This is a genomic window from Achromobacter sp. GQ309, from assembly GCF_059759315.1.
On record NZ_JCAXDP010000005.1, the window covers coordinates 449,034 to 474,795 of the forward strand.

Genomic DNA, 25,762 nt, shown 5'->3' on the forward strand with positions numbered 1-25,762 from the left:
CAGGAGGTTTTATGCCCGATGCGTCAGTGGCCAGCCTGTTCAGGAACATGGCCCAAGGAGTGCACCAATATCTTGCCGAATCCCTGCGCATTTGCTCTGTCTACCTGGGCATCGCGGTCATTGTGACGGTAAGCATGGGATTCGCCCTGCCTGGTTTGCGCGACCAGGCATTGCAAGTGCACAAAGCCTTGTTGACCGCCCTCGCGCCTTCATCCATGCAGGCCAGCTCCGAGTCCGAAGCCGGCTCCGAACTGGGTGCCGACACCTCGTCGGCAATTGCCATGGCCGTACCCACCGCACCCGCCAGCAACGCCACCGGCATGCTGGGGCCGGCTCGTGTCGCGCCGCCCGCGCCCAAAAAGACCGCGTCGGCGGCCACGGGACCGCAGGCCGAAGCACTGCGCAACTATATCTCGCGCAAGTACAAGGTTGCGTATGACGCGACCGGTCCGCTGCTGAACACCGTGTACAAGGTCAGCCGCGAAAAGCAGTTGGACCCCTTGCTGGTCCTGGCCGTGATCGCCATCGAATCGCGTTACAACCCGCTGGCCGAAAGCCATGTGGGCGCACAGGGCCTGATGCAGGTCATGACCAGCGTGCACCAGGACAAGTTTGACGCGGTCGGCAAGAATCCGCTGGACCCGGCCGCCAACATCGGCGTCGGCGCCACGATCCTGCGCGACTGCATCAACCGCCGCGGTTCGATCGACGGCGGGCTGGCGTGTTACGTGGGGGCCACCGGCCCGGACGACAACGGCTACGGCGCCAAGGTGCAGGCGGAACGCCGGCGCCTGGCGCTGGCGTCGGGCATTGCGCTGGCGCGCGACTGATCCTCGCTGTCCGTTCTGAAAAAAGGCGCGTCCCGCAAGGACGCGCCTTTTTCATGGGGACGGCACAGCAGGGTCAGCGCTGCAGCAGCACGCCCATCCGCGCGACCGCTTCTTCCAGGCGGTCCAGGCCGGTGGCGTACGAAAACCGCATGGTGTGCGCCGCGTGCGCCGGTCCGAAGTCCAGGCCCGGCACGGCGGCCACGCCGGCTTCCAGCAACAGGCGCTGCGAGAACGCGGCGCTGTCCATGCCCAGGCTGCTGATATCGGCATAAATATAGAAGGCGCCGTCCGGCTTGACCGGCACGTCGATGCCCAGGCGCGCGAATTCCGGCAGCAGGTAATCGCGGCGCTGCTTGAAGGCTTCGCGGCGGTGTTCGAAGGTCTTCAGTGCGGCGGGGGTGAAGCAGGCCAACGCGGCATGCTGGGCCAACGTGGGCGCGCAGATCGCCAGGCTGGAGGCAATCTTTTCCACCGGCGCGACCATGTCGTCGGGCACGATCATCCAGCCCAGGCGCCAGCCCGTCATGTGGAAGTACTTGGAGAAGCTGTTGATGACGATGACGTCGCCGTCCAGCGTCAGCGCCGAGCGCGGCTGGCCGTCATAGGACAGCCCCAGATAGATTTCGTCGACGATGGCAAAGCCGTCGCGGGCGCGCACCTGCGCCAGCAGCTCGGCCAGCTCGCCGTGGGCGATCGACGTGCCGGTGGGATTGCTGGGCGAGGCCACCATCACGCCCTGCGTGGCGGGCGTCCAGTGACGCGCGACGTCGTCGGCGGACAGCTGGAAGCGTTTTGCCGCCGTGCTGGGAATCAGGCGCGGCACGCCGCCCGCGGCCAACACGAAATTGCTGTTCGCCGGATACGACGGATCGGGCATCAGCACCTCGCCGCCGGTATTCACCAGCGCCGCGCAGGCCAGCGTCAGGGCGCCAGAGGCGCCCGCGGTCACAATGACGCGCCGCGGGTCGATGGCGGCGCCGAACTGGTCGCGGTAGAACTGCGCGATGGCCTCGCGCAGCGGCGCGATGCCCGCGCCCGGGCTGTAGCCGCTGAGGCCGGCGCGCGCGGCGCGGTCCAGCGCTTCCACCACCTGGGGTGGCGCGGTAAAGTCCGGTTCGCCGATGCCCAGGCTGATAATGTCCCTTCCGGCCGCCTGCAGCGCCTGCGCCTGCTTGAACAGTTCCATCACCTGGAACGTCAGGAAATCGTGGGTGCGGGTAGCAAGGCGGGGCATCGGAATCTCGAAAGCGTCATCTAGCAAAAAAAGGAATTGTAGTCATGCAGCCATCCCGGCGCGCCTTTCTCATGGGCCGGCGACCCGTCCAGACGCCGTGGGCGGCCTTCGTGCAACGCCTGGCGCTGGTGTGCCGCGGCAAGGTCCGCGACCTGGGCGAGGGTGGGGCGGACGGCACCTGCGCCATGCTCACGCCGGCGTCCGGGGCCGACGTCGTCCAGGCGCGCAAGCTCTGCGCCGAGTACCACGTGACGCTGGAATTGGAAGGGGCGGCGGGACCCTTCGCGCCCTCGGCCCGACCGCGCCTGCGGGTGGATCCCGTCTTGCTGACCGCATTGACCCGGTTGGATGGGGATGCACCACGGTGGCACGCGCAGCCCGGCGTGACCGTGGCGGCGTTGGCCAGCGCGGGGCTGCGGCAGTTCGCAGGGCTGCCGGGCGACATGACGCTGGCCCAGTGGGTGGCGGCGCCGGCGTCCTGGCCGGCGGGCCATTGCGCGGCCTCGGGCCTCGTGGCGGCGGACGTCCTGCTGGCCGATGGCGTCGAGGAAACGCTGGGCGCGTTCGGCGAAACCGATGTGCAGCCGCTGCGGTCGGCGACCGTGCAGCGCCTGGTGCCCGCGCTGTTCCAGCTTGCGTCCGGCGGCGATGCGTTCGCGACCAACGATGGGTATCACTGGCTGGGCCGCTACCGGCTGGACGCGCTCAAGCCCGTCACGCCGGCCACCGTCAACCTGGCGCAGTTGCTGCTGGGACACGGCGGCACGCTGGCCTGGCTGCAGGGCGCGGTGCTGGTTGACGTGCCGCCCGGCGACGATGTCCGGACCGGCGCCGCGACCGCGTCCCGGCCTGAACCGGCTGCCCCGGGATTGGCAACCGTCCGCCTGGACGGCCGCGTCAAAACCCAGTTCGACCCCGACGGCTGCTTCCCGGAACTCCTGTGGCCGGAAGTCTGACAAACATTCAGCTTGCTGTAAGATTCCGGCGCTCGACCTCAAGAAAGAGCAGGGCCCGCGTATCGCACGGCCCGTCATGGGAATAGAATTCCTCCCTCTTTCGTGTCACACACTCTAGCCAGTAGCCGCCCTATGGATGCCAACCTTCGCAAAGCCGCCCTTGAATATCACGAGCACGGGCGCCCCGGCAAAATCTCGGTCACGCCGACCAAGCAGCTGACGAACCAGCGCGATCTGGCGCTGGCGTACTCGCCCGGCGTGGCGGCGGCCTGTGAGGAAATCGTGGCGGATCCGGCCAACGTGTTCCGCTACACGGCCCGAGGCAATCTGGTGGGCGTCATCACCAACGGCACCGCGGTGCTGGGCCTGGGCAACATCGGCGCGCTCGCGTCCAAGCCGGTCATGGAAGGCAAGGCCGTGCTGTTCAAGAAGTTCGCCGGCCTGGATGTCTTCGACATCGAAATCAATGAAACCGACCCCGACAAGCTGGTCGAGATCATCGCCGGCCTGGAAGCCACCTTCGGCGGCATCAACCTTGAAGACATCAAGGCGCCGGAGTGCTTCACCGTCGAGCGCAAGCTGCGCGAACGCATGAAGATTCCGGTCTTCCATGACGACCAGCACGGCACGGCGATCTGTGTGTCGGCGGCCTTCATCAACGGCCTGAAGGTCGTGGGCAAGGACATCAAGCAGGTCAAGGTGGTCACGTCGGGCGCGGGCGCTGCGGCGCTGGCGTGCCTGGACCTGATGGTGGACCTGGGCCTGCCGCTGGAAAACATTTGGGTCACCGACATCGAGGGCGTGGTTTTTGAGGGCCGCACCACGCTGATGGATCCGGACAAGGCGCGCTTTGCGCAAAAGACCGACGCCCGCAAGCTGGCCGAGGTGATCCAGGACGCCGACGTGTTCCTGGGCCTGTCGGCCGGCGGCGTGCTGAAGCCCGAAATGGTCGCCGCCATGGGTTCGCGTCCGCTGATCCTGGCGCTGGCCAACCCCACGCCGGAAATCCTGCCCGAAGTGGCCCACGGCGTGCGCGACGACGTGGTCATGGCCACGGGCCGTTCGGATTACCCGAACCAGGTCAACAACGTGCTGTGCTTCCCGTACATCTTCCGCGGCGCGCTGGACGTGGGCGCCACGACCATCACGCGCGAAATGGAAAAGGCGGCGGTGCATGCCATCGCCGACCTGGCCGAAGAAGAACAGAACGAAGTCGTGGCCGCCGCCTACGGCACCTACGACATCTCGTTCGGTCCCGAATACCTGATCCCCAAGCCCTTCGATCCGCGCCTCATCGTGCGCATCGCGCCGGCCGTGGCCAAGGCCGCAATGGAAGGCGGCGTGGCCACGCGTCCGCTGGCGGATCTGGAAGCCTACGAAGAGCAACTGCAGCAATTCGTGTACCACTCGGGCGCGTTCATGAAGCCGCTGTTCTCGGCGGCCAAGCGCATCGTGCGCGAAGGCGGCCCGGCGCGCATCGTGTTCGCGGAAGGCGAAGACGAGCGCGTGCTGCGTGCTGTGCAAGTGGTGGTGGACGAAGGCCTGGCCCGCCCGATCCTGGTCGGCCGCCCGTCGGTGCTGCTGACCCGTATCGAAAAGCTGGGCCTGCGTCTGCGCCTGGGCGAGGACGTCGAAGTCACCAACCCCGAATACGACGAGCGTTTCCACCAGTACTGGACGACCTACTGGGAACGCATGTGCCGCCGCGGCATCACCAAGGAAATGGCGCGCGTGGAAATGCGCCGCCGTATGACGCTGATCGGCGCGATGATGGTGCATCTGGGCGATGCCGACGGCATGGTCTGCGGCTCCGTCGGCGCGTATCACGATCACCTGCGTTTCGTGGATGAAGTGATCGGCCGCCGCCCGGGCCACAACGTGTACGCCGCCATGAACATCCTGCTGCTCAACGAGCGCACGGTGGTCCTGGTGGACACGCACGTGAACGACGAACCCACGGCCGAGCAGATTGCGGAATTCACCGTGGCCGCCGCGCGCGAGATGCGCCGCATGTATCTGGCGCCCAAGGCCGCGCTGCTGTCGCGCAGCAATTTCGGTTCGGGCAGCTCGGCGTCGGGCGCCAAGATGCGCCGCGCGCTGGAACTGGTGCGGCAGATGGATCCGGAACTGGAGATCGACGGCGAAATGCACGGCGACTGCGCGCTGGACGAGGCCCTGCGCATGCGCATCCTGCCGTCGTCCACGCTCAAGGGCGAAGCCAATCTGCTGGTGTGCCCCAACGTCGACTCGGGCAACATCGCCTACAACCTCCTCAAGACGGCGGCGGGCGGCAACGTCGCGGTGGGTCCGTTCCTGCTGGGCGCCAATGCCCCCGTGCACATCCTGACCTCCAGCTCCACCGTGCGCCGCATCGTCAACATGACCGCGATGACGGTGGTCGATGTCAATACGCCACGTTGAAGTCAAACCGGCCGGCAGGGCGTGCCCGCGCACGCCCACCGGCCTGGTCCTGACGGGCGGCGGCGCGCGCGCCGCCTATCAGGTCGGGGTGCTCAGCGCCATCATGGAGCTGCTGGACCCGGACTGGCATTCCCGATTCCAGAACCCCTTCGACATCATCTGCGGCACGTCCGCCGGCGCCATCAACGCCGCCGCGCTGGCCTGCCGCGCCGACCGGCCCCATCTGGGCGTACGGCGCATCCGCCGCCTCTGGTCGTCGCTGAACACCGACATGATCTACCGGGCCGACGCGCCCGGGCTGATCCGCACCGGCGTGCGGTGGCTGGGCCTTCTGTCGCTGGGGTGGATGTATTCCGGTTTGACGCGCAAGCGTCCGCACTCGCTGTTGGACAACACGCCGATGCAGGGGCTGCTGGAACGCGTGCTGGACTTCAGCAATCTGCGTTCCAACCTGGAGAGCGGTTCGCTGTCCGCGCTGGCCATCACCGCGTCGGGCTACACCAGTGGCGAGCACCTGACGTTCTACCAGGCGCACACCCCGATCGAACCCTGGCACCGCTACCTGCGGCTGGCCATCCCCACGCCCATCGGCATCGAACACCTGATGGCCTCGTCGGCCATTCCTTTTGTCTTTCCGGCGCGCCAGGTGCAGGTGCACGGCAAGGGCGAATGGTGCGGCGACGGTTCGATGCGCCAGCTTGCGCCTATCAGCCCGGCGATCCACCTTGGCGCGCACCGCGTCATGGTGATCGGCACGGGCTACCGCGACGACACCCACCCTGAGAATCGCGAGGATTCGCCGCCGTATCCGTCGCTGGCGCAGGTCGGTGGTCATGCGCTGTCCAGCATCTTCCTGGATGGGTTGTCGGCGGATGTCGAGCGTCTGGAGCGCATCAATTACCTGATGGACCACGCCGGTCCGAACGGCGCGCCGCCCACCGTGCGCCGCATCGAGGTGCTTACCATCACGCCCAGCCAGTCGCTGGATTTGATGGCGCTTGAACATTTGCACGATATGCCCGCACAAGCGCGTGCGCTTTTCCGCGTACTCGGTGTATCGTCCGATCCAAACCGTCCGGGGGGCGGGGCGCTGATGTCCTACCTCCTGTCGAAGCCGGCTACACCAAGCGATTGATAGAACTGGGTTATGCCGATACGATGCGACGTAACGATGAAGTGATCGCCTTTTTCAGGGAGGCACAGGCATGACGCGCAATGGCCAATCTACTTTGCAGCGGCAGCTGATGCGCGGCGGTGCGCTGGCTCACGACGGGCTCGACAAGAAGGCCGTGGTGGACGCCGCGCACGAACTTGGCCTGTCCTTGTTTGTTGCCAATTGCGACCCGTGCCGCAGCCGCTCGGCCGTATTGCGCGCCATCGTCAAGGCGGTGGATTTTCCTGAATACTTCGGCGGCAATCTCGACGCCCTGTACGACTGCCTGTGCGACACGGTGCTGGATCACAAATCCGGCGTGGTGCTGTGGCTGTACCGCCTGCATTCCGGTGATCCGGCACTTGAAGAGGACGCCGGCCGCATCGAAACCGTGTGCTCCGATGCCGCGGATTTCGCGCACGAAAACGGCCGCGTGTTTGCCTATGTGATCGAACACGCCGGCGCGCATCCCGAACCCGAGCCCGGCGTGGCCGCTGCCCCTTACGGCGAGAACGACTGACCTACCACCCGCGCAGGGCGCTGATCGCCGACAGCAGCGCCAGCCCGGCCGTCTCGGTGCGAAGCACCCGGGGGCCGAAGCGCACGGCCTGCACACCCGCCTTGCGGGCCGCTTCCAATTCCTTGTCCGACCAGCCGCCTTCCGGCCCCACCAGCAGGGTGATGCCCGCCTGATCCGATGCGCCTTGCAGCATGCCGGCCAGGTCTTGCTCGGCCTCGGGGTGGCAGAGCACGCGCAGGCCGTCGGCAGGCTGGGCCAGCCAGTCTTCCAGCGTCAGCGGCGCGTCGACGGTCATCAACCGGTTGCGGCCGCATTGCTCCGCGGCTGATTGCGCGATGCGCTGCCAGTGCGCGACGCGCTTTTCCAGCCGGGCGCCCGACAGCTGCAATACGCTGCGCTGCGCGGCGATGGGGCTGACCCGGGCCGCGCCCAGTTCCACGGCTTTCTCCACCACCCAATCCATCTTGTCGCCCGACGGCAGGCCCTGGGCCAGGATGATGCGCCCACCGAGTTCAGCTTCGCGCGGATTGAAGTCGCCCAGCTGGGCGAAGCCGGCCTTGCCCTCGACGTCCAGCACCGCGGGATACTCGCCGCCCTGACCGTTGAACAGCGTGACGGCTTCGCCGGCCCGCAGGCGCAGCACGCGCAGGGCGTGATGGGCAAGGGCTTCCGGCAGGGCGATGCGGGCGCCGGCGGTCAGCGGGGCGTCGCAGTAGAAACGAGGGGCGGGCATGACGTATTGCGGAATTCGGAGAGTGGGGGAGGTGACAAGTTCGCGTAGCTTACATTGCCCGCGCAATTCGCCCGAAACCCGCGATTACATAGGGCATCCGGCCGATGGCCTCCGGGAAATCCCCTGATGCTAAAATCTCCTGCTTCGCAACCTACTCAACCGGCCCTATTTCCTCTGTAGGCGCGCCGGTTTCAAAGAGCCTTCCGAATGAGCAATCCGACCGCCCCTAAACTTGCCTTGGCGGATGCCATCCGCGCCCTCGCGATGGATGCCGTGCAACAAGCGAACTCCGGGCATCCGGGTGCTCCCATGGGCATGGCGGAAATCGCCCAAGCCTTGTGGGCCGGCAACCTGCGCCACAATCCCAAAGATCCCGCGTGGGCCAACCGTGACCGCTTCGTGCTGTCCAACGGCCACGGTTCGATGCTGATCTACGCCCTGCTGCACCTGACGGGCTACGACCTGCCGATCGAAGAGATCAAGAATTTCCGCCAGCTGCATTCCAAGACGCCGGGCCACCCCGAAGTGGGCATCACCCCGGGCGTGGAAACGACCACCGGCCCGCTGGGCCAGGGCCTGGGCAATGCCGTGGGCATGGCGCTGGCCGAAGCGCTGCTCGCTGCCGAATTCAACAAGCCGGGCCACACGCTCGTCGATCACCACACCTACGCGTTCACCGGCGACGGCTGCCTGATGGAAGGCATCTCGCATGAAGTGTGCTCGCTGGCCGGCACGCTCAAGCTGGGCAAACTGGTCGTGCTGTACGACGACAACGGCATTTCCATCGACGGCCATGTGGAACACTGGTTCGCCGACGACACCGCCAAGCGCTTCGAAGGCTACGGCTGGAACGTCGTCCGCGGCGTGGACGGCCATGACGTCGCCGCTGTCGACGCCGCCATCAAGGCCGCGCGTTCGCAGTCGGACAAGCCCACGCTGATCGTCTGCCGCACCGTGATCGGCAAGGGTTCGCCCAACATGGCCGGCACGCACAACGTGCACGGCGCGCCGCTGGGCAAGGACGAAATCGCCGCCACGCGCACCGCGCTGGGCTGGTCGTCGGAACCCTTCCAAATTCCGCAAGACGTGTACGACGGCTGGGACGGCCGCAAGCAGGGCGCCGAAGCCCAGGCCGAATGGCAGAAGCGCTTCGACGCCTACGCCGCCGAATTCCCCGCCGAGGCCGCTGAATTCACGCGCCGCATGAAGGGCGAGATGCCCGCCGGCTACGCCGACCAGTTCAAGGCCTTCCTGTCCGCCACGCTCGAAAAGGGCGAAACCGTCGCCACCCGCAAGGCCTCGCAGTTCGCGATCGCCGCGCTGGCGCCGCTGCTGCCGGAAATGCTGGGCGGCTCGGCCGACCTGACCGGCTCCAACTTCACCGACTGGAAGGGCGTTGCCGCCGTCCGCGCCGGCGACAAGGGCATCCAGCTCGGCCGCCACATCAACTACGGCGTGCGCGAATTCGGCATGGCCGCCATCATGAACGGCATCGCGCTGCACGGCGGCTACCTGCCGTTCGGCGGCACGTTCCTGACGTTCTCCGACTACTCGCGCAACGCCATCCGCATGGCCGCGCTGATGAAGCAGCGCGTCGTCCACGTGTTCACGCACGACTCCATCGGCCTGGGCGAAGACGGCCCGACCCACCAGTCAATCGAACACGCGGCCAGCCTGCGCCTCATTCCCAACCTGTCGCTGTGGCGTCCTTGCGATACGGCCGAAACCGCCGTGGCCTGGAACGCCGCCGTGACGCGCCCGGCCAGCATCGGCATGGACGTGCATGACGGCGGCCCGACGGCCCTGTTGCTGTCGCGCCAGAACCTGCCGTTCGTGCCGCGCGACGCGGCCACGGTGGACGCCATCGCCCGCGGCGGCTATGTGCTGCGCGATGCCGAGGGCGCCCGCGCCGTCATCATCGCCACCGGCTCCGAAGTCGCCATCGCCCTGGACGCCCAGGCGCAACTGGCCAAGGAAGGCATCGCCGTGCGCGTGGTGTCCATGCCCAGCACCGACGTCTTCGACAAGCAGGACGCCGCCTGGAAGCAATCCGTGCTGCCCAAGGGTCTGCCGCGCGTCGCTGTCGAAGCCGGCGTCACCGCTTTCTGGCACAAGTACGTGGGCCTGGAAGGCGCCGTGGTCGGCATCGACCGCTACGGCGAGTCCGCACCGGCCGGCGCACTGTTCAAGTTCTTCGGGCTGACCGCCGACAAGGTGGCCGAGACCGTCAAGCAAGTTTTGTAAAAAAGGAGCTTAGTCATGACCATTCGCGTCGCCATCAACGGTTACGGTCGCATCGGCCGCAACATCCTGCGTGCCCACTACGAAGGTGGCAAGAAGCACGATATCGAAATCGTCGCCATCAACGATCTGGGCGATCCCAAGACGAACGCGCACCTGACGCGCTACGACACCGCCCACGGCAAGTTCCCGGGCACCGTTGAAGTCGACGGCGAGTTCATGGTCGTCAACGGCGACAAGATCCGCGTGCTGGCCAACCGCAACCCGGCCGAACTGCCGTGGGGCGACCTGAAGGTCGACGTCGTGCTGGAATGCACGGGCTTTTTCACCACCAAGGAAAAGGCCGGCGCGCACATCAAGGGCGGCGCCAAGAAAGTCATCATCTCGGCCCCCGGCGGCAAGGATGTCGACGCCACCATCGTCTACGGCGTCAACCATGGCGTGCTGAAGTCGACGGACACCGTCATCTCCAACGCCTCGTGCACCACCAACTGCCTGGCCCCGCTGGTCAAGCCGCTGAACGACAAGCTGGGTCTGGAAAACGGCCTAATGACCACCGTTCACGCCTACACCAACGACCAGGTCCTGACCGACGTCTACCACGAAGACCTGCGCCGCGCCCGTTCGGCCACGATGAGCATGATCCCCACGAAGACCGGCGCTGCCGCCGCCGTGGGCCTGGTCCTGCCGGAACTGAACGGCAAGCTGGACGGCTACGCCATCCGCGTCCCGACCATCAACGTGTCGCTGGTCGACCTGTCGTTCGTGGCCAGCCGCGACACGACCGCCGAAGAAGTGAACAGCATCCTGAAGGCCGCCTCGGAAGGCGAGCTGAAGGGCATCCTGGACTACAACACCGAACCCCTGGTCTCGGTCGACTACAACCACAACCCGGCCTCCAGCACCGTTGACGCGTCGCTGACCAAGGTCTCGGGCCGTCTGGTCAAGGTCTCGTCCTGGTACGACAACGAGTGGGGCTTCTCGAACCGCATGCTCGACACCACCGTCGCGCTGATGTCGGCCAAGTAAGCACACTGCCAGTCCATAAGGGGACGGATTTGTTTTCCGCCATTGCGGAAAATGGGTTCGTCCCCTTTGTTCGCCTACCGAAGGAATCCAAATATGTCCAAGGTCAAAACTTTGTCCGCGCTGGCCAAGGCCGGCGCCCTGTCCGGCAAGCGTGTGTTCATCCGCGCCGACCTCAATGTTCCGTTCGATGACGCCGGCCGCATCAGCGAAGACACCCGTATCCGCGCCTCGGTGCCCGGCATCCGCCTGGCGCTGGACGCCGGCGCCGCCGTGATGGTCACGTCGCACCTGGGCCGTCCGAAAGAGGGCGTCCTGACCGACGCCGATTCGCTCGCCAAGGTCGGCCAGCGCCTGTCCGAGCTGCTGGGCATGCCCGTGCAGCTGGTGCGCGACTGGGTTGACGGCGTGAAGGTCGATCACGGCCAGGTCGTGCTGCTGGAAAACTGCCGCGTCAATGTCGGCGAAAAGAAGGACGACGAGGCGCTGGCCAAGAAGATGGCTGCGCTGTGCGACGTCTACGTCAACGACGCCTTCGGCACCGCCCACCGCGCCGAAGCCACCACCCACGGCATCGCCCGGTTCGCGTCTGTGGCCTGCGCCGGCCCGCTGCTGGAAGCCGAACTCGACGCCCTGGGCCGTGCGCTGCACGAACCCAAGCGCCCGCTGGTCGCCATCGTGGGCGGCTCGAAGGTGTCGACCAAGCTGTCCATCCTGCAATCGCTGGCCGACAAGGTCGACCAGCTGGTGGTGGGCGGCGGCATCGCCAACACGTTCATGCTGGCCGCCGGCCTGTCCATCGGCAAGTCGCTGGCGGAACCCGACCAGGTGGATCAGGCACGCGCCGTGATCGACATCATGAAAAAGCGCGGCGCGGCCGTGCCGATTCCCGTTGACGTGGTGTGCGCCAAGTCGTTCGGCGCCGACGCCGAAGCCACCGTCAAGGCGGCCACCGACGTGGCCGACGACGACATGATCCTGGACATCGGCCCCAAGACCGCCGAGCAACTGGCCGGCATCCTGAAGCAGGCGGGCACGATCGTCTGGAATGGCCCGGTGGGCGTGTTCGAATTCGATCAGTTCGCCAACGGCACCGAAGTGGTGGCGCGCGCGATTGCCGATTCCGACGGCTTCTCGATCGCCGGCGGCGGCGACACCCTGGCCGCCATCGCCAAGTACAAGATCGGCGAGCAGGTCGGCTATATCTCGACGGGCGGCGGCGCATTCCTGGAATTCCTGGAAGGCAAGACCCTGCCGGCCGTGGCCGTGCTGGAAGCCCGCGCGGCGGGTTAAGTCTGGCTGTGTACGCCCCTTGCGAAGGGGCGGCGTGCGGCGGGCGTCAGACGCCCGCCCGCACCAAGCGTGCAGCACGCAAAGCCGCCGCCTTGATTCGCCGCGCGCCGCGCGGCTTGGGGTTGGTGTAGGCTTGGGCGGTCATCCCGCTGCTGGCGGGAATTCACTTGTGATCCGTCTCGCTGCACCATGAATCTCCGCTTTATTCCTGGCCTGGCCAACTTCCAGGGCATTACCCGCGAATCGGCGCGGCGTGACGTGACCGCAGGGCTGAGCGTCGCCGCCGTGGCCCTGCCGGTCGGTCTGGCTTATTCCGCCATGATGGGCGTGCCGCCCGTCGCTGGCCTGTGGGCGGCCATTGCCGGCATGCTGGCGTATGCGTTCTTCGGTTCGTCGCGCACCCTCATCGTGGGTCCCGACACCGCCACCTGCACCCTGATTGCCGCCACGCTGACCGGCATGGCGCTGACCACGCCGGAAGCGCGTCTGCTCGGCGCCACCAGCATTGCGCTGACCGTGGGCGTGGGCTGCCTCATCGCGCGCGTCCTGCGGTTGGGCGTGCTGGCCAATCTGCTGTCGCGGCCCGTGCTCATCGGGTATATGGCAGGCGTCGCGATCACGCTGGCGATGTCGCAGCTCAGCGGCCTGACCGGCGTGGGACTGCGCAACAGCGGCCTCATTCATCCGTTCATGGAACTGTCGCACCGCCTGTCCGAGATCCGGCTGCCGACACTGTTCCTCGGCCTGGCCTCTTGCATCTTCCTGGTCGTCGTCAAGCGCGTGCGGCCGTCGTGGCCCGGTCCCATCCTGCTGGTGGTGGCGACCTGCGTGCTGTCCTGGCTGTTCAATTTTCCGGCGCTGGGCATCGCGGTGGTCGGCGACGTGCCGGCCGGGCTGCCGTCCTTCAATCTGCCGGTCAGCCTGGAAGGCGTGGACGGCATCCTGCTGGGCGCGGCGGGCGTTCTGGTCGTCAGTTTTTCCAGCGGCATCGTGACCGCGCGCAGCTTTGCGGCGCGCACGGGCGAACACGTGGATCCCAATCGCGAACTCGTGGGCTTCGGCGCGGCCAACGTGGCGGCCGGGCTGTTCCAGGGCTATGTCGTGACGGGCGCGGACTCGCGCACGGCGGTCGGGCTGGTGGCCGGGGGCTCGTCGCCGCTGGTCAGCATCAGCGCGGCGGCTGCGCTGGCCGTCGTGGTGGGTCTGTTGAGTGCGCCGCTGTACTGGCTGCCGCAGTTTGCGCTGTCGGCCATCCTGCTGCTGGCTGCGGCCAGCCTCTTCGATTGGCAGGCCTTCAAGCGGCTGGCGCGCATTTCGCGGATCGAGCTTGCATTCGGCGTGTTGGCCGCCGTGGGCGTGGTGGGATTCGGCGTGTTGCAAGGCGTGGCCGTCTCGGTAGGCGCGACGCTGCTCTACGCCATGTACGTGTCCGGCAATCCGCGGGATGCATTGCTGGGCCGGCTGCCCGGTGAAACCGTGCTGGGCAAGCTGCACCTGAATCCGCAAGCCAAACCCGTCCCGGGCGCCGTGATCTGGCTGTTCGAATCTTCGGTCTGGTTCTTCAACGCGGACGCCTTCCGCCGCCGCGCCCGCGAAATCATCGAGCAGGCGGGCGACGTGCGCTGGTTCGTGCTGGATGCCGAGGCCATGACGCAGGCTGACGCGGACGCGGTCGAGGCGCTGTATGAACTGAAGCGCAATCTGGACGCGCGCGGCATCACGCTGCTGGTGGCCGGCGGCCACGGCAAGTTCCGCGAGGCGCTGCAGCGTTCGGGGCTGGTCAAGAAGATCGGGCCGGACAGAATCTTCGGCAGCCCGGAACAGGCGGTCGACGCCATCGAGCGCTGGCGCCAGGGCGGGCCGGCGACGCTGGCCTGACCTTCACATGACCGGGGTGTCTGACACCCTGGACAATGCCCTATGCGCCTCGACGCCGCATGCGGAGTGTCTGACACGCCGCGTCAATCGATGATGTGATACCCGCCGTCGATGTACAGCGTCTGCCCCGTCATCAGCCGCGCCGCATCCGTGGCCAGCCAGGCAGTCGCTTCGCCCACGTCGTCAATCGACACCAGGCTGCGCGCGGGCGCCTTGGCCTGCGCGCGATCCAGCATCGTGTCGAACTCCGCGATGCCGGACGCGGCGCGCGTCTTCAGCGGACCCGGCGAGATCGCATGCACGCGGATGCCTTGCGGACCCAGCTCGGCCGCCAGGTAACGCGTGGCGGATTCCAGGGCGGCTTTCACCGGTCCCATCATGTTGTAGTGCTCGACGACCATCTGCGAGCCGTAGTAACTCATGCAGAAGAGGGCGCCGCCATTGCGCATCAGGGGCTCGGCCAGCTTGGCCATACGGATGAAGGACCAGCACGACACGTCCATCGCCTGCAGAAAGCCCGCGCGCGAGCAGTCCGTGACGCGCCCGTGCAGATCGTCGCGCGGCGCGAACGCGACCGAATGCAGCACGAAATCCAGCTCGCCCCATTCGTCCGTGATGCGGCTGAAGACGGCTTCCAGCTCGCCGTCGTTCAGCAGGTTCATGGGCATCAGCAATGGCGCTTGAACCTGCTGCGCCAACGGCGCCACGTGCGGCAGGGCCTTGTCGTTCAGATAGGTGACCGCCAGTTCGGCCCCCATGGCACGAAACGCCTTGGCGCATCCCCACGCGATGGAGTCGGCGTTGGCGATGCCGGTCACCAGCCCGCGCTTGCCGGCCAGCGGCAGCTGCGCGCTCATCGCTGCCTCACGAGCGCGAGCGTGTGCTGCGCGATAACCAGCTCTTCGTTCGTGCGCACCACGTAGACGCCGATGCGGCTGTCGTCGGCCGAGATGCGCGGCCCGTGGCGGGCGTTGCGCTCGGGGTCCAGCTTGATGCCCAGCCAGCCCCAATGCTCGCTGATCGCCTGACGGATCTCGGCCGAGTTTTCGCCGACGCCGGCCGTGAAGACGATGCCGTCGATGCCGTTCGTCGCGCAGCCCAGGCCGATCATGCCTTCGGCCACGCGCCACGCGAAGTATTTCAGCGCCAGCTTGGCCGACGGCGCATTGCTCGCCAGCAATTCGCGCATGTCGTTGCTGATGCCCGACAGGCCCTTCATGCCGCAGTCGTGATACAGCATGTGCTCGATCCTGTCGTGGCTCATGCCCTGTTCCATCATCCACAGCACCACGCCGGGGTCCAGGCGGCCGGGGCGCGTGCCCATCGGCAGACCTTCCAGCGCGGTGAAGCCCATGGTGCTGTCCACGCTCTTGCCCTGGTGCATGACGCAAGCCGATACGCCAGAGCCCAGGTGGGCGACGACGATCTTGCCCATCGCGATGTCGGGCAGCGTCTGCTTCAGGCGCTGTGCGATGTATTCATAGGACAGCCCATGAAAGCCGTAGCGGCGCACGCCTTCCAGGTACAGGCGCTCGGGCAGCGCATAGCGGTCGGCCACGTCGGAATGACTGCGATGGAACGCCGTGTCGAAGCAGGCGACCTGCGGAATCCACGGCCGTCGCTCGCGAATGACGCGGATCGGCGCCAGGTTGTTGGGCTGATGCAGCGGCGCGAGCGGCGTGAAGGTTTCAAGCCGGGCCAGGATGTCGTCGTCGATCAGCACCGGCTCGGACAGATCCGGCCCGCCGTGGACCACGCGATGCCCCACTGCGAGCGGCGCGCCGCCCAGGTGGCCGCTCAGCCACGTGCCGACGACTTCCTGCGCGTTGGGCACGTCGGGCGCGTGGCTGGGCGCGATGTCGCGTTCGACCAGCGTCTCGCCCACCGCGTCGCGCACGCGCAGGCGCGGATGCGTGGTGCCGATGCCTTCAAGCTGGCCGCCCAGCCGGGGCGCCAGTTCATGCTTGTCGTCGATGTCGTACAGGTAGAACTTGATGCTGGAACTGCCGGCGTTGATGACGAGGATGGTGTCGCTCATGGCGGTGTGCTTCCACGTTGAGACAAGTCGCTCGGCGGCCCGCGGGGGCAGGCCGGGGCTGGGGATGTTCAGGCCAGCGGTCTGGCCTGCTGCTGGGCAAGGTGATTGGCGTAGATCGCCGCCACCGCGCACGACGCCAGGCGCGAACGCGGGCTGTCTGCGCGGCTGGTCAGGATGATCGGCACGCGTGCGCCCAGCACGATGCCGGCCGCCTCGGCGTTGGCGAGGAAGGTCAGATTCTTGGCCAGCATGTTGCCGGCTTCCAGATCGGGCACCACCAGCACCTGTGCCACGCCGGCCACCGGCGAGCGGATGCCCTTGATGCGCGCGGCGTCGGGGCTGATCGCGTTGTCCAGCGCCAGCGGGCCGTCCAGCACGCCGCCCGCGATCTGGCCGCGGTCGGCCATCTTGCACAGGGCGGCCGCCTCGATGGTGCTGGGGATGCTGGGGGTGACCTGTTCGACCGCCGACAGGATCGCCACGCGCGGTTCGCCCAGCCCCAATCCCAGATGCAGGTCGATCACGTTGCGGATGATGTCGGCCTTGGTTTCCAGATCCGGAAAGATGTTGATGGCCGCGTCGGTGATGAACAGCGGCTCGGCGTAGGTCGGCACTTCCATGATGAACACATGGCTGATGCGCCTGCCGCTGCGCAGGCCCGTCGTGCGCGCTACGACCTCGTGCATCAGCTCGTCGGTGTGCAGGCTGCCTTTCATCAGCAGGGAGGCCTCGCCGCTGCGCACCAGCGCCACGGCGGACTCCGCAGCGGCGTGGCTGTGCGGCGCATCGACGATGCGGGCGTCGCCCAGGTTCAGCTTGAACTGCGCGGCCGTGTCGCGGATCTTGCCTTCGGGACCGACCAGGATGGGCCGCAGCAGGCCCAGATCGCGCGCTTCCAGCGCGGCCGACAGCGACGGTTCATCGCAGGGATGGGCGATCGCGCAGGGCGCCGCCTCCAGCGTTTGCGCGCGCGCGATGAGTTTGTCGTAGTGCGTGGACGTCGGGAGGCTCATGGGTCTCAGGCCTTGGCGGGTTGACGGGCGGCGGTCGCGCGCTTGGCGGGCGCCTTGGCCGGGGTCGCGTCCGCGCCAGACTTGGATGCGGACTTGGCTGCGGACTTCGGTGCGGACTTGGACGCTGTCTTGGCGGCGCCATTGGCCGCAGTCTTGGCTGCAGTCTTGGCCGCAGTCTTGGATGCTTTAGCTGCCGGCTTTGCCGGGGACTTCGATGCCGTTTTGAACGCGCCGTTGGACGTGCCGTTGGACGCGGCGCTCGATGCGACCTTCTTCGACGCGGACGGCGCAGCCTTCGATGCAACCTTCTTCGATGTGGACGGCGCGGCCTTCTTGGCCGGCTCCGCCTCATTCACGGCCTTACCCGCCGCATCAGGATGCGGCCGGGCGGTCTTGGCGGGCACCTCGGCTGCCAGGTCGACCAGGTCCTGGACCGGATAGGGGGACTTCGTGGCGGCGGCGCCGCGCGACGCGGCAGGCGCCTGACCCTGTCCGCGCCGCTGCGCGCGGCGTTCGGCCGCTTCGAAGATGCGCTCCATTTCGTTCAGGCTTTCGCGCGCGGCGTCGCTCAGCGGCTCGGCGGCTTCCAGGACGCCCTTCATCGCGACCAGGCTGGCGCGGATCTCCGCGGCCGATGAGTCTTCCAGAAGACGCGGCATCGCTTGAATGGCGGCGTCCGAATCCAGCGTCATCATCAGGGCCTGTTCGCGGATCACGTCCTTGAAGGCCTCCAGCGTCAGCGCGTTGTCGGCTTCGGCGCGCATCTTGCGGATGAGCGCGAAGCTGCGCTCGTCCAGGCCGCCCTCGGCGCCGGACACATACAACAGCATCCGGATCGCGGCCACGCGCAGACCGCCTTCCTGCAGCATCGAGCGCAGTTCCGCGGCGCGGTCTTCCATGAAGCGGCGATGCTCCGGCGAGACGCCCGGGTGCCGGCGCGGCGGGCCGGACTTGGCGCCCAGGCCGGCCAGATCCTGCACGACCGGCGATCCATACACGCTCATGAAGGTGCGCTCGTCGGCGGAATCGCGCAGTTCCTGCCAGATGTTCAGGCTGGTCTCGATCCAGTTCGAGAACATTTCCTGCGCCACTACGAACGGATTGGTGGGCGCGGCCTGCTGCCGGTTCTCGCGCACCTGTTCGGCCACCTTGGCGATGGGCGCGATGACCGGGTTGCGGTCGGAAATCAGTTCGTAGGGCAGGCGCAGCGGGTGCATGCGCTGCATCCACTCGGCCGATTGCGGCGTGACCATGGCGCGCAGCCAGGGCTGCACGAAGCTGCGGTACATGCCCAGGTTGATGTCCGAGATGCGGGCCACCGCGGCAAAGCGCTGGTCGTCTTCTTCCTTGCGGTCGACGATGGCGCGCACGTCGTCCAGCTTGCGCTGTTCGAAGGACAGCACGTAGTTGCCGAAAGCCAGATCGGCGTTGGGCGTGTCGGGCGTCTTGTCGGCGATTTCGGCCTGGTAGATGCCCGGCGGCAGCACATCGATCATGTCGATGTTGGAGGTGAATTCCTGGTGTTCCTTGCGCGCCACGCTGCCGGACACGAAGATGCCCAGGTGGCCGATGCTTTCGTGGATGGCGTAGACGATGGTCTGGCCGTGGGCCAGGACCTCGGCTTCGTTCTGGTAGAGCTCGGGAATCCAGCCCAGCGCCTGAGGCGGCGGGGTGATGTTGTCGCCCTTGGAGCAGAACACCACGATGGGCGAGCGGATGTTGCGCAGGTCGATGCGGATGCCGTCGGAAGTCACCAGCCCGGCGGTCGCCAGGCGGTTGCCGACGAACAGGTTGTCGACGATGTACTGGATTTCGGGGCCATTCAGGAAGACGTGGCCGCCCCACCATTTTTCAAAGCTGAGGTAACGGTCGGCTTCGGTGTCGACCTTGGAATACAGGTTGTACTGCTTGGACCACAGGGTGTTGGCCGGATTGAGGTTTTCGAAGTTCTGCACCAGCCAGGCGCCGTCGAACTTGCCGTTGCCCAGGTCGCTGGTCATGGCCGTGAGCCAGCTTCCGCCCAGCAGGCCGCCCGCGTAGCGCATGGGATTCATGCCGCGCCAGCCCGCCCAGTACGAGAGCGGTGCGCCCGCGACGATGATCGGCCCGAACAGTTCAGGACGCACCGCCGCGGTCATCATGATCTGCCAGCCGGCCTGGCAATTGGCGACGACGACGGGCTTGCCCTCGGCATCCGGGTGCAGCGCAATGATTTCTTCCAGGAAGCGCGCCTCGGCCATCATCACGTCTTCGACGGTCTGGGTGGGCATGGGCTGCGGCAGGAACGTCGCAAAGTAGCAGGGATGCCCCGCGCGCACGGCCACGCCGATTTCGCTTTCCGGCTTGAAGCCGCCAATGCCCGGCCCGTGGCCCGCGCGCGGATCGACCACCAGGAAGGGGCGCTTGATCGGGTCCGTTTCCACGCCGGCCGGCGGTTTGATCCGCAAGAGACCGTAATTGACGGGCCGGGGCAGCTCGCGGCCATCCAGCACCAGCTCGAATTCCATGCTCAGCACGTTCGGCGCGCGCTTGGCCATGTGTTCGTGATACTGGTTGCCGCGCTGGCGCATCACGTCTGCGTAAAGCACGCCGCGCTGCCAGGCGTCCACGGCGTATTCGTAGGCGGCCGTCCAGGGGTTGAGGGACGGGGCGAGCGTGTGATCGGTGCCGGATGCGGCCATGGCGATCTCCTGTAATGAGCTGCCGGCGACAGATGGCCGCCGAGCCGGTCCTCAGTGGAACCGGCGAAATTGACCTCCCCATTACACCGCAACGGATGGTGCGGTGCAACATCGGAACGTTTGCGGCGTGTCAAAACGGGCACCAGGCCCGCTCAATCGGACCGATGGCAGACCGCTTCGACGCGATTGCCGTCGGGGTCCAGCAGAAAGGCAGCGTAATACAGGGGATGGTAATGCGCGCGCACGCCGGGTGCGCCGTCGTCTCGGCCGCCGTGCGCCAGGCCGGCGGCATGGAAAGCGTCGACGGCCGCCCGGGTGGGCGCCTTGAAGCACCAGTGGCGCCGGGCGGCGGATGCGGGATCGGGAGAAGCTTCGGGGGTGGCGAACACCGACAGATAGGTATGGCCGCTGTCGCCGGGACCGCAGCGCTCGCCGTATCCCAGCGCGTCGGGACGGTCGTAGACCTTGTCCGCGCCCAGCGCCCGCATGATGGCGTCGTAGAACGGCCGGGCGGCGTCCAGGCGGGCGACGGTGATGGAGACGTGATCCAGCAGCTGCATCGCGACGCCTTGGATGAGGGTCAGGTCACCGCGCGGCGGCGTTGTGTTCCAGCCATTTCTGGACGGCGGGCCGTTGCCATTGGGCGTCGGCGTAGGCGCGCAGCGTGTCGGGCAGGTCGTCGTTCGACAGGCGCTTGAGCATGACCGCCAGATCGGTGTCGGCGATGCACCATTTGTCGAACAGGGTCGTCTGGCCGACGCCGACCAGATAGCTGGCCACGCGGATCAGCTTGGCGGCGGCTGCATGGGCGTCGTCGGACAGCGGCGGGCCGGCTTCGCCGTAGAACACGGTTTCCGTGGGACGTTCCTGGCGCAGGGCGCCCAGGTCGCTGCGCAGCCAGGCCTGCAACTGGCGCGCGCGGGCGCGTTCCTGCAGGGCGGACGGAAACAGGGCGGTGTGTTCGGGCGGGGGAAAGGCTTCTTCCAGGTATTCGGCGATGACGCTGGATTCGGTCAGGTTGAAGTCCGCGTGGGTCAGCGCCGGCACTCGCGAGGTGAGTGCGCGGCACTGGAACGGCTGCATGCGCTGTTCGCCGGCACTCAGGTCGATGGGACGCACTTCGAAAGGCAGTTGCTTTTCGGTCAGCGCCACATAGACCGACATGGCGTACGGGCTGAGAAACAGGGAATCGACGTATAGCGTAATCGGGGCGCCCAAAGCTTGTCTCCGGTCAGGCGAAGTAACGTATGGTCAGGCCGCGCGGGGCGGCTGGTTTGCAAAGCGTAACGCAAGTGCAATGCGGACGTGTCGCGCGGGCGCGTCAGTCCGCAAAGGTCAGCCTGCAAAGGTCAGTCCACAATAAAGAGCTTGGCGCCGGTCTGCGTGGACGAGCGGTGCGGTTCGGCCTGATCGGCCACCTGATAGCTCATGCCGGGGGTCAGCACGAACTGGCGGCCGTCTTCCAGTTCGGTGTGCAGTTCGCCTTCCAGACAGAACAGGATGTGGCCCTCGGTGCACCAGTGGTCAGCCAGGTAACCGGCGGTGTATTCCACCATGCGCACGCGCAGGTCGCCGAATTGGCGGGTACGCCAGTACGCCGTGCCAGTTTCGCCGGCGTGTTCGGTGCGTTCCACTTCGGACCAGTCGGTGGTGCCGAAGGGGATGTTGCTCATCTTCATCGTGGATCCTGCAATGTGGGTCCGCCCCCAGAATGCCGGGCGAAAAAACACATACTACGCCAATCGGGCTACCGGCTTTCCGCGGCCGGCCCCTGGCGCGCGGCCGCACATTGAAAAATCGGTCCATAACCCCTATCTTCTGGCTATTCAAGGCCGGATCCGGCTGTGCCGGACGCGGCCTCAACCCTCTACGTGAGCTGGAACATGGAGTTCAAGGACTACTACAGCATTCTCGGGGTGGAGCAGGGCGCATCCGACGACGATATCCGCAAGGCATACCGCAAGCTCGCCCGCAAATATCACCCAGACGTCAGCAAGGAAAGCGACGCCGAAACCCGCATGCGCGACGTCAACGAAGCCTACGACGTGCTGCGTGACGCCGAAAAGCGCCAGGCCTACGACAATCTGGCCGCGGGCGTCTCGCCCGAGGGCGGCTTCCAACCGCCGCCCGGATGGGACGAAGGCTTCGAATTCCACCGCGGCGCCGCGGCCGGCGACGAAGCCCAATTCAGCGAGTTCTTTTCGTCACTCTTTGGTGGCCGGGGCGCCAGGCACGGCGGACGCCAGCAGGAATTCCGCACGCGCGGCGAAGACCATCACGCCGCCATCGAAGTCGACCTGGAAGACGCCATCAAGGGCGCGACGCGCGACATCAGCCTGCGGTCCATGCAGATGGACGACCAGGGCCGGCCGCACATGCAGAGCCGCACGCTCAGCGTCAAGATCCCGGCCGGCGTGCGCGAAGGCCAGTACATCCGGCTGGCCGGACAGGGCATGCCCGGCTATGGCGGCGGCGAAAGCGGCGATCTGTATCTGGAAGTGCGCTTCAAGCCGCATCCGCGCTACCGCGCCGAAGGGCGAGATCTCTACATGACCTTGCCGGTTGCCCCGTGGGAAGCCGCGCTGGGCGCCAGCGTCAAGGCGCCCACGCCCGGCGGCACGGTCGAAGTGTCCGTGCCGCCCGGGTCCAGCAACGGCCGCAAGCTGCGGCTGCGCGGGCGCGGCATCCCCGGCGATCCGCCGGGTGATCTGTACCTGGTCCTGGATCTGGTGCTGCCGCCGGCGGACAGCGAAGCCGCCAAGGCCGCTTACCGCAAGCTGCAGCAGGATCTGCCCTTCAACCCGCGCCGCAATCTCGGGGTCTGAGCATGAAGAAGATAGTGATCACCAGCGCCACCGTCGTCGGCAAGTCGCAGCCGCTCAACGCAGACGACCTGGCGCGCGCCTGCGGCGCGGAAGTGGAATGGGTGGCCCGGCTGGTCGAAGTCGGCATCGTCAATGCCAGCGGCAGCGGCCCGGCGGAATGGCGTTTCTACAGCGTGGACCTGCAACGCGCCTTGCACGCGCGGCGGCTCGAGCATGACTTTGGCGCCGGCCTGGACGCCGTCGCGCTCATCCTGGACCTGAGCCAGGAGGTGCGCCGTCTGAAGTCGCAGTTGCGGGCGCTGGGCGCGACGCCTTGACGGCGCGGGGCGTCTGATCGAGCCGCGTTCCGCTGGGCTGAGTTGGCGGCGATTCGCGCTGAACCGCGCCAAGCCGGTTCGACCCAATCCAAGCCGCCCCAATCCAAGCCGCCCACACCGCTGAGTAAAATGGGCGCCCGCCGCAACAAGTCAAAGCGATGAGCGCCTTGGAGACTCCCCCCGCCGCCGCGCGCGCCCCGTCCGGCGGCGCGCATATCGATGGCCTGAAATCCTGCCTGCCGGTCATGATCGGCTACTTCCCGGTTGCCGTGACGTTCGGCATCGCCGGTATCGCGGCTGGCCTGACGCCGTTGCAGGTCATCCTGATTTCCGTGCTGGTGTACGCGGGCGCCAGCCAGTTCCTGCTGCTGGCCTCCATCAAGGCCGGCACGCCGTGGCTGTGGGTGGTGGCGCTGTGTTCGCTGCTAAATGCGCGGCACCTGCTCTATGGCCCGCTGCTGTCGCGCTTTTTGCCGGCGGCGCTGCGCGATCGCCTGAAGGTTGCTTTTCTTTTGACCGATGAAGTCTTCGCCACCGCCTTCAACCGGTTGCAGGGCGTGGAACCCGCCCGGCGCCAGGGCTGGATGGTCGCGCTGGGCTTGGGCGCCTGGCTGACGTGGATCGCCGGCACCGCCGTGGGCGTGTACGCCGGCGACGGCCTCGAGCGGCACTATCCGATGCTGTCGCAAGTCATGCGCTTTGCGCTGCCCGCGCTGTTCATGGCGCTGGTGTGCCAGAGCGCCCGGCGCGGCATGGGACTGCCCATCCTGGCCGCCGTCATCGGCGCCGGACTGGTGGCTGCGCTGGGATACACCAGCCTCGCCATCCTGGCAGGCGCCGTCATCGGCTGCGCCGCCTATCGATTCAGGAGGCCCGCATGAACGCCAGCGGATTGGAATTCTGGGGCGCCGTCATTGCGATGGCGGTCATTACCTACCTCACGCGCGCCCTGCCGTTCATGCTGTCCGAGCGCAGCCGGCTGTTGCGGCACCTGTCCCGCGAGGGCTCGGCGCTGTCGGCGCTGGGTCCGTCGCTGCTGGCGGGCATCGCCGCCGCCGTCATCGTTCCGGATCTGCTGGGCGCGGCCGACGAGGCCGCTCACATGGCGCCGTACGTGGGCGGGCTTGTCGTCACGGGCGTGGCGGCGCGCCTGGTCAGCAACACGGGCGTGGCCGTGCTGCTCGGCATGGGCGGATACGGGATATTGCTGGCCTTGGCGGCGTAGCGGCCCGCAGGGCAAAATGGTCCGATCCCCCAAGGAGACCGACCATGCTTACGCTCTACCACGCACCGCGTTCGCGGTCGTTCCGGATACTGTGGCTGCTCGAGGAACTGGGCGTGCCCTACGACACCGAGATGGTGTCGATCCGCGGCCACGACAGCACGGGGCACATGCCTGCCGATTACATCGACATCCATCCGCACCGCAAGGTGCCGGCGCTGGTGCATGACGGCGTGCCCGTGTTTGAAACGCCCGCCATCGCGGTGTACCTGACCGACCTGTTTCCGCAGGCGGGGTTGGGACCGGTCGTGGGCGACCCGCAACGCGGTCCCTATCTGACGTGGCTGGCGTATTCCACGGGCGTGTTCGAGCCTGCGATGGTCGAGCGGGCGTTCAAGACGCCGCATCAGGCCGCGCTGGGATGGGGGTCGGCCGACGAGGTCGAAGAGGTGCTGACGCGGGTGCTGCAGGCGCGGCCGTTTTTCCTGGGCGACAGGTTCTCCGCTGTGGACATCGTGCTGGGCGGCTCGCTGCAGTACATGATGCGGATGAAGATCGTGCCCGAAACGCCCGTGTTCAATGCGTACGCCGAACGCCTGGGTGAGCGTCCGGCGATGCACCGCGCTTTGCAGCGCGACGGGGATATCGAAGAGTCCTGATCCGGGGCGTCAGGCGCCGCCCTGGATGCGCGCCGTCAGGTGGTCGCGCCATTGCTCGGGACGGCCGAGGTACCGGCTGGGTTCCAGCAGCGTGAAAGCGCCGTTGCGCTCCAGCGCCAGCGTCGGAAAGCCCGTGCCCCCGACTTGCGCCAGCAGCCGGCGGCTGGCGGCAATGTGGGCGGCAGTCTCGGCGCCCTGTGCCTGTTCGTAGGCAGCGTCGAAGGCCTCGGCGTCCAGGCCGATCTCCACAGCCAGCGCCCGCAGGACGGCAGGATCGGCGATGCGCCGGCCTTCCACGTAATGCGCACGCTGCAGCCGGTGCAGCAGGTCCAGGCCGCGGCCCGCCAGCGTTTGCGCGGCCAGGATGGCGGTGGTGGGCGGTTCGGAATCGAACACGGCGCCGCTGTCGCGCAGCAGGCCGTCGAAGTAATCGGCGCCGAACGGCTGGCCGGTGAGGCCCGCAATGCGCTCGTCGTGCGGCATGACGTAGCGGCGCAGGGCGTCGGTGACCGGCTGGCGGTTGCTGCCGGTCATCATGCCGCCGCCATGCGGCTCGATGTTCAGGCCCGGCACGGCGCGGGCGGCCTCCACCAGCGGCGCGGCGCCGTAGCACCAGCCGCAAAGCGGATCGAAGATGTAATGCAGGGTAGGGGATGCGGGTGTCATGGCGCCATCGTAGACGGCGCCGGGCGCGGGCGCATAGGCCGGCGCGCTACCCAGAG

General features: G+C 67.2%; 23 protein-coding genes and 1 pseudogene. 14 read left to right on the plus strand and 10 right to left on the minus strand.

The window, feature by feature from the left end; all coding sequences use genetic code 11:
• Nucleotides 1-11 precede the first annotated feature (11 nt).
• On the plus strand, nucleotides 12-830 hold the full coding sequence (locus tag AC6CIE_RS18320; protein WP_175124550.1) for a lytic transglycosylase domain-containing protein: 819 nt from the start codon (nucleotides 12-14) through the stop codon (nucleotides 828-830).
• 73 nt (nucleotides 831-903) lie between these two features.
• Here the strand turns inward: AC6CIE_RS18320 and AC6CIE_RS18325 are convergent, their stop codons facing one another.
• Entirely contained in the window at nucleotides 904-2,064 is a 1,161-nt protein-coding gene (locus tag AC6CIE_RS18325; RefSeq protein WP_498093240.1) for a pyridoxal phosphate-dependent aminotransferase, read from the minus strand.
• 44 nt (nucleotides 2,065-2,108) lie between these two features.
• Here AC6CIE_RS18325 and AC6CIE_RS18330 point away from each other — a divergent pair, with 44 nt between their 5' ends.
• The 4 genes and pseudogenes from AC6CIE_RS18330 to AC6CIE_RS18345 all read left to right on the plus strand — a co-directional run bounded on the left by AC6CIE_RS18330 (nucleotide 2,109) and on the right by AC6CIE_RS18345 (nucleotide 7,114).
• Nucleotides 2,109-3,020 (plus strand): FAD-binding protein, encoded by a 912-nt coding sequence (locus AC6CIE_RS18330; protein WP_239212828.1) that lies wholly within the window; start codon nucleotides 2,109-2,111, stop codon nucleotides 3,018-3,020.
• Between the two features lie 132 nt (nucleotides 3,021-3,152).
• Nucleotides 3,153-5,441, plus strand: a complete 2,289-nt coding sequence (locus AC6CIE_RS18335) for an NADP-dependent malic enzyme (RefSeq protein WP_498093242.1) — start codon at nucleotides 3,153-3,155, stop codon at nucleotides 5,439-5,441.
• Nucleotides 5,422-6,650: pseudogene (locus AC6CIE_RS18340) on the plus strand (patatin-like phospholipase family protein). Before AC6CIE_RS18335 ends, AC6CIE_RS18340 begins: the two are co-directional and overlap by 20 nt.
• The gene (locus tag AC6CIE_RS18345) at nucleotides 6,647-7,114 is read left to right on the plus strand and encodes a barstar family protein (protein ID WP_056570977.1); all 468 of its coding nucleotides are present in this window, start codon (nucleotides 6,647-6,649) and stop codon (nucleotides 7,112-7,114) included. The pseudogene AC6CIE_RS18340 and the gene AC6CIE_RS18345 overlap by 4 nt, the downstream one beginning before the upstream one ends.
• Nucleotide 7,115: 1 nt before the next feature.
• Here the strand turns inward: AC6CIE_RS18345 and AC6CIE_RS18350 are convergent, their stop codons facing one another.
• Nucleotides 7,116-7,847, minus strand: a complete 732-nt coding sequence (locus tag AC6CIE_RS18350) for a 16S rRNA (uracil(1498)-N(3))-methyltransferase (RefSeq protein WP_498093244.1) — start codon at nucleotides 7,845-7,847, stop codon at nucleotides 7,116-7,118.
• 207 nt (nucleotides 7,848-8,054) lie between these two features.
• Here AC6CIE_RS18350 and tkt point away from each other — a divergent pair, with 207 nt between their 5' ends.
• The 4 genes from tkt (at nucleotide 8,055) to AC6CIE_RS18370 (ending at nucleotide 14,285) form a co-directional block, all read left to right on the plus strand.
• Nucleotides 8,055-10,091, plus strand: coding sequence for a transketolase (gene tkt / locus AC6CIE_RS18355; protein ID WP_498093246.1), 2,037 nt, complete (start codon nucleotides 8,055-8,057; stop codon nucleotides 10,089-10,091).
• Nucleotides 10,092-10,106: 15 nt separating this feature from the next.
• Complete coding sequence (gap, locus tag AC6CIE_RS18360; protein WP_056570971.1) at nucleotides 10,107-11,117, plus strand: type I glyceraldehyde-3-phosphate dehydrogenase; 1,011 nt, start codon at nucleotides 10,107-10,109, stop codon at nucleotides 11,115-11,117.
• Between the two features lie 93 nt (nucleotides 11,118-11,210).
• Entirely contained in the window at nucleotides 11,211-12,407 is a 1,197-nt protein-coding gene (locus AC6CIE_RS18365; RefSeq protein ID WP_175138191.1) for a phosphoglycerate kinase, read from the plus strand.
• 189 nt (nucleotides 12,408-12,596) lie between these two features.
• Nucleotides 12,597-14,285, plus strand: a complete 1,689-nt coding sequence (locus AC6CIE_RS18370) for a SulP family inorganic anion transporter (protein WP_498093248.1) — start codon at nucleotides 12,597-12,599, stop codon at nucleotides 14,283-14,285.
• Nucleotides 14,286-14,368: 83 nt separating this feature from the next.
• On the opposite strand, the gene fabI is transcribed toward AC6CIE_RS18370, so the two are convergent.
• The 7 genes from fabI to AC6CIE_RS18405 all read right to left on the minus strand — a co-directional run bounded on the left by fabI (nucleotide 14,369) and on the right by AC6CIE_RS18405 (nucleotide 21,696).
• Entirely contained in the window at nucleotides 14,369-15,142 is a 774-nt protein-coding gene (fabI, locus tag AC6CIE_RS18375; RefSeq protein ID WP_175138193.1) for an enoyl-ACP reductase FabI, read from the minus strand.
• Nucleotides 15,139-16,323: an acetate/propionate family kinase gene (locus AC6CIE_RS18380; RefSeq protein ID WP_498093250.1), complete on the minus strand. Its 1,185-nt coding sequence runs from the start codon at nucleotides 16,321-16,323 to the stop codon at nucleotides 15,139-15,141. The genes fabI and AC6CIE_RS18380 overlap by 4 nt, the downstream gene beginning before the upstream one ends.
• Nucleotides 16,324-16,391: 68 nt before the next feature.
• Complete coding sequence (locus AC6CIE_RS18385) at nucleotides 16,392-17,336, minus strand: phosphate acetyltransferase (RefSeq protein ID WP_218343129.1); 945 nt, start codon at nucleotides 17,334-17,336, stop codon at nucleotides 16,392-16,394.
• 5 nt (nucleotides 17,337-17,341) lie between these two features.
• Entirely contained in the window at nucleotides 17,342-20,017 is a 2,676-nt protein-coding gene (locus AC6CIE_RS18390) for a DUF3141 domain-containing protein (protein WP_498093252.1), read from the minus strand.
• A 152-nt stretch (nucleotides 20,018-20,169) separates the two neighbouring features.
• A complete protein-coding gene (locus tag AC6CIE_RS18395; protein WP_498093254.1) occupies nucleotides 20,170-20,577 on the minus strand; it encodes a VOC family protein in 408 nt (135 codons plus the stop codon).
• Between the two features lie 25 nt (nucleotides 20,578-20,602).
• On the minus strand, nucleotides 20,603-21,235 hold the full coding sequence (yfcF, locus tag AC6CIE_RS18400) for a glutathione transferase (RefSeq protein ID WP_239212817.1): 633 nt from the start codon (nucleotides 21,233-21,235) through the stop codon (nucleotides 20,603-20,605).
• Nucleotides 21,236-21,366: 131 nt separating this feature from the next.
• Complete coding sequence (locus AC6CIE_RS18405) at nucleotides 21,367-21,696, minus strand: DHCW motif cupin fold protein (protein WP_498093256.1); 330 nt, start codon at nucleotides 21,694-21,696, stop codon at nucleotides 21,367-21,369.
• Between the two features lie 204 nt (nucleotides 21,697-21,900).
• Here AC6CIE_RS18405 and AC6CIE_RS18410 point away from each other — a divergent pair, with 204 nt between their 5' ends.
• From AC6CIE_RS18410 to AC6CIE_RS18430, 5 genes are all read left to right on the plus strand, one after another.
• A complete protein-coding gene (locus AC6CIE_RS18410; protein ID WP_218343317.1) occupies nucleotides 21,901-22,842 on the plus strand; it encodes a DnaJ C-terminal domain-containing protein in 942 nt (313 codons plus the stop codon).
• 2 nt (nucleotides 22,843-22,844) lie between these two features.
• On the plus strand, nucleotides 22,845-23,159 hold the full coding sequence (locus tag AC6CIE_RS18415) for a chaperone modulator CbpM (protein ID WP_175124564.1): 315 nt from the start codon (nucleotides 22,845-22,847) through the stop codon (nucleotides 23,157-23,159).
• Nucleotides 23,160-23,317: 158 nt separating this feature from the next.
• Nucleotides 23,318-24,040 (plus strand): AzlC family ABC transporter permease, encoded by a 723-nt coding sequence (locus AC6CIE_RS18420; protein WP_370632998.1) that lies wholly within the window; start codon nucleotides 23,318-23,320, stop codon nucleotides 24,038-24,040.
• Entirely contained in the window at nucleotides 24,037-24,384 is a 348-nt protein-coding gene (locus AC6CIE_RS18425; RefSeq protein WP_218343133.1) for an AzlD domain-containing protein, read from the plus strand. The genes AC6CIE_RS18420 and AC6CIE_RS18425 overlap by 4 nt, the downstream gene beginning before the upstream one ends.
• Nucleotides 24,385-24,428: 44 nt before the next feature.
• Complete coding sequence (locus tag AC6CIE_RS18430; protein WP_175138198.1) at nucleotides 24,429-25,040, plus strand: glutathione S-transferase family protein; 612 nt, start codon at nucleotides 24,429-24,431, stop codon at nucleotides 25,038-25,040.
• A 9-nt stretch (nucleotides 25,041-25,049) separates the two neighbouring features.
• Here AC6CIE_RS18430 and AC6CIE_RS18435 read toward each other — a convergent pair whose 3' ends face one another.
• On the minus strand, nucleotides 25,050-25,706 hold the full coding sequence (locus tag AC6CIE_RS18435; RefSeq protein WP_286940159.1) for a DsbA family protein: 657 nt from the start codon (nucleotides 25,704-25,706) through the stop codon (nucleotides 25,050-25,052).
• Between the last annotated feature and the right edge of the window lie 56 nt (nucleotides 25,707-25,762).

What these genes read in the sequence shown, in the direction of transcription:
- AC6CIE_RS18320 (WP_175124550.1), top strand. Translation starts at nt 12, where the DNA reads ATGCCCGATGCGTCAGTGGCCAGCCTGTTCAGGAACATGGCCCAAGGA.
- AC6CIE_RS18325 (WP_498093240.1), bottom strand. Translation starts at nt 2,064, where the DNA reads ATGCCCCGCCTTGCTACCCGCACCCACGATTTCCTGACGTTCCAGGTG.
- AC6CIE_RS18330 (WP_239212828.1), top strand. Translation starts at nt 2,109, where the DNA reads ATGCAGCCATCCCGGCGCGCCTTTCTCATGGGCCGGCGACCCGTCCAG.
- AC6CIE_RS18335 (WP_498093242.1), top strand. Translation starts at nt 3,153, where the DNA reads ATGGATGCCAACCTTCGCAAAGCCGCCCTTGAATATCACGAGCACGGG.
- AC6CIE_RS18345 (WP_056570977.1), top strand. Translation starts at nt 6,647, where the DNA reads ATGACGCGCAATGGCCAATCTACTTTGCAGCGGCAGCTGATGCGCGGC.
- AC6CIE_RS18350 (WP_498093244.1), bottom strand. Translation starts at nt 7,847, where the DNA reads ATGCCCGCCCCTCGTTTCTACTGCGACGCCCCGCTGACCGCCGGCGCC.
- tkt (WP_498093246.1), top strand. Translation starts at nt 8,055, where the DNA reads ATGAGCAATCCGACCGCCCCTAAACTTGCCTTGGCGGATGCCATCCGC.
- gap (WP_056570971.1), top strand. Translation starts at nt 10,107, where the DNA reads ATGACCATTCGCGTCGCCATCAACGGTTACGGTCGCATCGGCCGCAAC.
- AC6CIE_RS18365 (WP_175138191.1), top strand. Translation starts at nt 11,211, where the DNA reads ATGTCCAAGGTCAAAACTTTGTCCGCGCTGGCCAAGGCCGGCGCCCTG.
- AC6CIE_RS18370 (WP_498093248.1), top strand. Translation starts at nt 12,597, where the DNA reads ATGAATCTCCGCTTTATTCCTGGCCTGGCCAACTTCCAGGGCATTACC.
- fabI (WP_175138193.1), bottom strand. Translation starts at nt 15,142, where the DNA reads ATGAGCGCGCAGCTGCCGCTGGCCGGCAAGCGCGGGCTGGTGACCGGC.
- AC6CIE_RS18380 (WP_498093250.1), bottom strand. Translation starts at nt 16,323, where the DNA reads ATGAGCGACACCATCCTCGTCATCAACGCCGGCAGTTCCAGCATCAAG.
- AC6CIE_RS18385 (WP_218343129.1), bottom strand. Translation starts at nt 17,336, where the DNA reads ATGAGCCTCCCGACGTCCACGCACTACGACAAACTCATCGCGCGCGCG.
- AC6CIE_RS18390 (WP_498093252.1), bottom strand. Translation starts at nt 20,017, where the DNA reads ATGGCCGCATCCGGCACCGATCACACGCTCGCCCCGTCCCTCAACCCC.
- AC6CIE_RS18395 (WP_498093254.1), bottom strand. Translation starts at nt 20,577, where the DNA reads ATGCAGCTGCTGGATCACGTCTCCATCACCGTCGCCCGCCTGGACGCC.
- AC6CIE_RS18405 (WP_498093256.1), bottom strand. Translation starts at nt 21,696, where the DNA reads ATGAAGATGAGCAACATCCCCTTCGGCACCACCGACTGGTCCGAAGTG.
- AC6CIE_RS18410 (WP_218343317.1), top strand. Translation starts at nt 21,901, where the DNA reads ATGGAGTTCAAGGACTACTACAGCATTCTCGGGGTGGAGCAGGGCGCA.
- AC6CIE_RS18415 (WP_175124564.1), top strand. Translation starts at nt 22,845, where the DNA reads ATGAAGAAGATAGTGATCACCAGCGCCACCGTCGTCGGCAAGTCGCAG.
- AC6CIE_RS18420 (WP_370632998.1), top strand. Translation starts at nt 23,318, where the DNA reads ATGAGCGCCTTGGAGACTCCCCCCGCCGCCGCGCGCGCCCCGTCCGGC.
- AC6CIE_RS18425 (WP_218343133.1), top strand. Translation starts at nt 24,037, where the DNA reads ATGAACGCCAGCGGATTGGAATTCTGGGGCGCCGTCATTGCGATGGCG.
- AC6CIE_RS18430 (WP_175138198.1), top strand. Translation starts at nt 24,429, where the DNA reads ATGCTTACGCTCTACCACGCACCGCGTTCGCGGTCGTTCCGGATACTG.
- AC6CIE_RS18435 (WP_286940159.1), bottom strand. Translation starts at nt 25,706, where the DNA reads ATGACACCCGCATCCCCTACCCTGCATTACATCTTCGATCCGCTTTGC.